Annotated in this window: 5 protein-coding genes; all 5 read right to left on the minus strand. The window is 56.0% G+C overall.

What is annotated here, in order from left to right:
* A partial coding sequence (locus CPT76_RS12580) for an FAD-dependent oxidoreductase (protein ID WP_146116304.1) occupies positions 1 to 1,193 on the minus strand: 1,193 nt, incomplete at its 3' end.
* Between the two features lie 4 nt (positions 1,194 to 1,197).
* Positions 1,198 to 1,995 carry a carbohydrate ABC transporter permease gene (locus CPT76_RS12585; protein WP_258168356.1) on the minus strand — a complete coding sequence of 266 codons (798 nt, stop codon included), beginning with the start codon at positions 1,993 to 1,995 and terminating at the stop codon, positions 1,198 to 1,200.
* Between the two features lie 70 nt (positions 1,996 to 2,065).
* Complete coding sequence (locus CPT76_RS39565) at positions 2,066 to 3,061, minus strand: carbohydrate ABC transporter permease (RefSeq protein ID WP_258168359.1); 996 nt, start codon at positions 3,059 to 3,061, stop codon at positions 2,066 to 2,068.
* A 404-nt stretch (positions 3,062 to 3,465) separates the two neighbouring features.
* On the minus strand, positions 3,466 to 4,743 hold the full coding sequence (rhaA, locus tag CPT76_RS12595) for an L-rhamnose isomerase (protein WP_105443170.1): 1,278 nt from the start codon (positions 4,741 to 4,743) through the stop codon (positions 3,466 to 3,468).
* Between the two features lie 36 nt (positions 4,744 to 4,779).
* Positions 4,780 to 6,016: rhamnulokinase (locus CPT76_RS12600; protein ID WP_105443171.1), on the minus strand; the 1,237-nt coding region annotated here is incomplete at its 5' end.

The raw sequence follows: 6,016 nt of genomic DNA on the forward strand, positions 1-6,016 counted from the left end.
GCAGCGGCTGTTCCGGCCGCTTCCCCCATCACCGCGCAGGTCGCCATGACGCGCGTTGTGCCAAAAGCCACGTGGGAAGCGCTGATGTTGCGGCCGGCGAACAGAAGGTTGGAGACGTTCGCCGAATACAGGCTGCGGTACGGAATATGGTAGATGCCGTCCGCGTGCATATGCTTGGATCCGCTGGCTTCGGCATACATCCCCTGCGGCGGGTGCAGATCGATGGACCAGCCGCCGAAGGCGATGCGGTCTGGGAACGGCTCCTGCGCGATGATGTCGTTCTGGTTCAGCACATAGTCGCCGACAAAGCGGCGATATTCCCTTTTTCCCGGAATGGAACCGACCCATTCCAGCGTCATGGTTTCGGCATCGAACCGCCCTGAATTTTTAATATAATCCCAGATCCCATAGATGACCGACCATAGTTCGTCCCGGATGACTTCATTATCATGGACCGTGTCCAGTTCGCCTCCCCACTCGATCCACCAGTAATGGCAGCCCGAGTCGCCACTGCGGATGACCCGCTTGATCGGAATCGGCGTCTGCGTAATGTCCTTGGCGAAAGAAGGCGGTACGAACCGGACAGGATGACCCGCATCCTTCGTGTAAAACAGCAGCGTACTGCCCAAGGTGATGCCGTCCGCCTCCTCCGGCGCCCACGCTTCCCCGTATTCACGGTAGGCTTCCCGGCCGATCCGGTAGCGGGCGCCCGCCATAAAGCCGACGAGACCGTCGCCTGTACAATCGAGAAAGACGGGGCTTTCCATGCGGATGCGCCGCTCGGAGCCCATCATCCAGCCGGTCACCGACCGGATCGTCCGGTTCTCCTCCGGACCGTCCGCCTCAACTTCATGCACATCGGTGTTCAGCAGCAGCGTAATGTTCGGCTCCGCCCGCACCGCTTCCAGGATCACCAAATCCCACAGGTACGGATTGCCTTCCGGATTGCGATACTGGTTCTCGACGAACAGTTCGCCCATGATGCCGGTCTCCCTGGCGTACCGGTTAATGCCATGCGCGGTCGCCCCGCACACCCACACCCGCACCTCACTGCTTGAATTGCCGCCGAGTACCGGGCGGTTGTTCACAAGCACGACCTGGCTGCCGAGCCTTGCCGCTGCAATAGCGGCGCATACGCCGGCCAGTCCGCCGCCAACGACGGTTACGTCGCTTCGTATCGTCTCGGTTTTCATCCTCTCACCCTTTCACCGCAGAGTTGGTCAAACCTTGAATAATGTAGCGCTGGCCGATCGCAAACACGACGATCATCGGGATAATGCCCGCAGACGCCGCGGCCATCATGCCGTTGTAGTCCACCGTATTTTCCAGGATAAAGTTCTGAAGTCCAAGCGGAATGGTGTACAGCCGCTCATCGATCAAAAAGACCAGCGCGTTCTCGTAATCGTTCCACTGCCAGGAGAAATCGATAATGGCCAAGGTCGCCAGCGCCGGTTTGGCGAGAGGCAGTATGAGCCGGAAGAAGATCCGGAAATGTCCCGCCCCGTCGATAAAAGCCGACTCGGAAATCTCATGGGGAATGGACAGGAAGAACTGGCGCAGCATGAATACACCGAAAATCGTAAACAGACCGGGCAGAATCAGGGCGAGATGCGTATTATAAATGCCGGCCCATTCAAACATGATGAACTTGGGCACGAACAGTACCTGCGGGGGAATCATCATCATGGATAAATATAGCATGAACAGCGCGTTTCTTCCCTTGAATTCGATCCGGGCAAAACCGTAAGCAGCAAACGCAGACAGGAACGTGGCGCCCGCCATGCCGATCAGGGCAATTTTTAGCGAATTCAGGTAGTAAGTTCCGAAGCTTTTCGGTCCGGTCCACACCTTGAGGTGGTGTTCCCATGTCGGATGCGCAGGAATCCACTCGATCGGGTATTTGAATACTTCGGTCGGTGTTTTCAAAGACGTGCTGATCATCCATAGAAAAGGCATAACCATCACGATGGCCAGCGCCAGCATGATCAGCGTCACCAGCAGCCTGCCCGGCGTGCCGGCCAGCAGCGTTTTTGGAGTTCCATGATGCTTCAGGCCTCTCTTTCTCTTAGTAATGAACCCATCGTTTTTGGCCGATCCATTGGATCACCGTAATGATCAGGATGATGATGAACAGCGCCCACGATATCGTGGCGGCGTAGCCCATATCGTAGTACCGGAAGGCGTTCTGGTAGACGTACAGGGACAAGATGGTCGTGCTGTTCCCAGGGCCGCCCTGCGTCGTGGCCTGAATGATGCCGAACGTCTTGATCGTCATGATCATTCCGGTCACCAGCAGCAGAAACGTGGTGGGGCTGACGAGCGGCCAGATGATTTTGCGGAGCAGCTGTCCCGCCCGGGCGCCGTCGATCTTCGCGGCTTCCAGCAGCTCCGGCGATACCTCCTGCAGCGCGGCTAAATAAATGATCATGTTATACCCCATCAGAAACCAGATCCAGATGATGTCGATCGCAAACATCGAAGAGGTTGTCGTCGACAGCCAGCCCGGCGGATGATCGATGCCTATGCCGCGGAGGAATCCGTTGATCGGCCCCTGTTTCGGCTGGAACAGCAGCATCCACACAAACGCGACGGCCACCCCGCTCGTAATGTACGGCATAAAGTACAGGGCGCGCAGAAGCTTTTTCAAGTAAATCCGCTGGTTCAGGATGACCGCGACGACGTGCATCGAAGCGAACACGTGAAACCTGCCGCTCCCATCCCGCGCGATCGAGGGCTGATTATGTCCCAAATCATCACTGTATTCTGCAACCGAGATCCCGTTCATGACAGGAATATTGGACCATTCCCCGTTCCCATCCCGCCTGGCGATATATACTTTATGCGTTGACTCGGCGCTTCCCGGCGCGTTATACGCCATGTAGGCGTACTCCAATCCCGTTCCATACGTTTCGAGGGGCGTCCACCAACCCGCTTGGTTGCTTGAATCCATGGCATATGGCACCTCGGTCAACGCCGCGGCAGCACTGCCCATCCCGGACGGCAGGAGCGCAGCCAGCATCAACGCTGCAGTTCCGATTTTCCACGGTCTTCCTTTTTTCATATCATCGGCCTCCTTTAGTTAAAGTAACCCATTCATATGCCTGAAGCATGAGACTCCATCCCCGCCCACAATGTGAAGCGCTTTCATGTTATTAGAACGCTCATGCGCACGGTAATCGTAGCACGAGGCTGACCCCCGTGTCATACACAAATTGATGCATCCCATAGACAAAATCACGTCTTTTCATTCAGTTGGAAACAGATATAGAACGAATTAGCAGTGCTCGGACATCCCATTAAAACGGTCCAGCCGCTTGCATGGACTAAACTTAGCGAGATGTATGGTGCGAGAATAATTCTGCCCTGCCAGACCACACGATACGTTTATTGCTGCGTAAAAAAACGACGCCGTATGCGGCGTCGCTACTGTTATTTAAAGCACTTCATTCTCAGCGCTGCCAGAAATTAAGAGTTCTGAACCAGGCTGTATCTACCGGATAACACTTGCTCCTCATGGCGTTTCACTTCATGCAGCCACTGCTCACGCACAGGCACGCCCTGCGAAGCGCAGTAGTAATCCCACACGGCTCCGAAAGGGTAGGATTTGAACTCCTCGGTCAAAGCCAGCCGTGAGGTGAAATCGCCTGCAAGCTCGATCCTTTTCAGCTCATCCACCGGTTCCAGCATGGCCCGAAGAAGCGCTTTGATCGTATTGCGGGTGCCGATGACCCAAGCTGCAATATGATTGATGCTGCCGTCAAAGAAATCCAGGCCGATGCTCGTTCTCGGCAGCAAATCACCCCGGACCAGCTCGCGGGCGATTTCGAGCAGCTCGTCATCCATCGTTACGACATGGTCACTGTCCCAGCGCACGGGACGGCTGACATGCAGCAGTAAATGTTCACTGAACATCAGGATGGACGTCAGCTTGTTGCTGATCACTTCGGTCGGATGGAAATGCCCGGCATCGAGGCAGACCGATTTTCCCCGTGACAGCGCGTAACCCATATAAAATTCGTGCGAACCCACAACGTAGCTCTCGGAACCCAAACCAAACAATTTGCTCTCCACCGCGTCGATGTTATAGGACGGATCGATCTCTTCGCTGAAAATCTCATCAAGCGAATCACACAGCCGCTGGCGCGGCGACAGGCGGTCGACCGGCGTATCCTTGTACCCGTCGGGTACCCAGCTGTTGGTCACGCAGGGCTGACCCAGCTCGCGGCCGAAATGCTCGGCAATCTTGCGGGATGCCTTGCCGTGGCGGATCCAGAACTGGCGGATTTCCTCATCTGCATGGCTTAGCGTAAAACCGTCGGCCGCTTTTGGATGGGAGAAATACGTAGGATTGAAATCCAGACCAAGTCCCTGATCTTTGGCCCAATCGACCCAACGCTGAAAATGGCGGGGTTCGAGCTCGTCAAGGTCAACCTTCTCTTCGGTGTCAGCATATATCGCATGGAGATTCACTTTATGCTTGCCGGGGATCAAAGACAAGGCTTTCTCCAGATCGTCTCTCAGCTGATCCGGCGTAGCCGCGCGTCCCGGATAACTGCCGGTTACCGCAATTCCTCCGCTAAGCTCCGCGTCTTTGAACAGAAAACCTCGAACATCGTCCCCCTGCCAGCAGTGGAGCGAAATTTTAATTTGCGACAGTTTTTCCAGCGCCTTGTCGACGTCGATCCCGTGCTGGGCATAAAGCGTTTTGGCATCCTCATAGCTCTTCCGAATTTGTTGATCCATGTTACTTACCTCCCGAAAATTGGATTTGGTAAATGATCATTTCTTCACGATCCTATTCCAGCGTTCCTTCACGCCGGCCGCGAGGGAACCCGGTTTATAGCGGGTCACTTCAAAAGATTCGGCAACGGTTCTTCTGGCTTCGTGAATATCCCTGAACACTCCTGTTTGGATCATTTGGACCATCAGGTTGCCGAGCGCCGTGGATTCGATGGGGCCTGCGCAGACCTCCCTGCCTATGGCGTCCGCCGTCAGCTGGCAGAGCAGCTCGTTTTTCGCTCCGCCGCCCACGATGTGCAGGACTTCGACGGGTTCTCCAGTCAGCGCTTCCAGCTCATCCAAGTACGTGCCGTAGCTTAAAGCTAAGCTGTCGAAGATGCAGCGTGCCACCTGGGCCACCGACTCCGGAACCTTCTGCCCGGTGTCCCTGCAAAAGCGGCGGATCTCCTCCGCCATATCCGGCGGATTTAGGAACCGGTCGTCATTGCAGTCGATCAGACTGCGGTAAGGCTCGCTCTGCTCCGACATTTGAACCAGCTCAGCAAAGCTGTACCGGTCCCCGCTCTGCCGGCGGACCTCCTGGATTAACCAGAGGCCCGTTATATTTTTCAAAAAACGATAAGTTCCGTAAGCGCCCCATTCGTTGGTGTAGTTCGCTGCCATCGTTTCCTTCGTGTTCAGGGGCTGATCTCGCTCCACACCCAGAAGGGACCAAGTGCCGCTGCTCAAGTAGGCCCAGGAACTCCCCTCACGGGCAGGCACACCAAGCACCGCGGAAGCGGTATCATGGGTTGCCGCAACGACAAGGCTGCATAACGGCAAATCGTACCGCTGCTGAAGTGCCGGGTCCAGCCCTCCAAGGGGGGTTCCCGGCTCGGTCAACGCGGCAAACTGTTCCCGCCGCATCCCGAGAATGGACAACAGCTCTGCATCATAATCCCGGTTCTGCAGGTTCAGCAGCTGTGTGGTGGAAGCGTTGGTCACTTCGTTGATCCGCCTGCCTGACAGACGGTAATACAAATAATCCGGTACGAGCAGAACTTGGTCTGCCCCTGTCCGTTCTTCCCGGTCATGTGCAAACAGCTGGTAGATCGTGTTGAACGTCAGCTGCTGGATGCCTGTCTTCTCATACAGGGCTTCGCGGGATATCAGCTTTTCCAGCTCCGCCGGGGCCGAATCCGTCCGCCGGTCACGGTACGCATAGACTTCCCTAAGCCTCTTGCCTTCCCGGTCGACCAATGCATAATCCACCGCCCAGGTATCGATCCCCAAAGTA

Source organism: Paenibacillus sp. AR247 (assembly GCF_002968895.1).
Taxonomy (GTDB): Bacteria; Bacillota; Bacilli; order Paenibacillales; family Paenibacillaceae; genus Paenibacillus_AQ; species Paenibacillus_AQ favisporus.

What these genes read in the sequence shown, in the direction of transcription:
- rhaA (WP_105443170.1), bottom strand. Translation starts at nt 4,743, where the DNA reads ATGGATCAACAAATTCGGAAGAGCTATGAGGATGCCAAAACGCTTTAT.
- CPT76_RS39565 (WP_258168359.1), bottom strand. Translation starts at nt 3,061, where the DNA reads ATGAAAAAAGGAAGACCGTGGAAAATCGGAACTGCAGCGTTGATGCTG.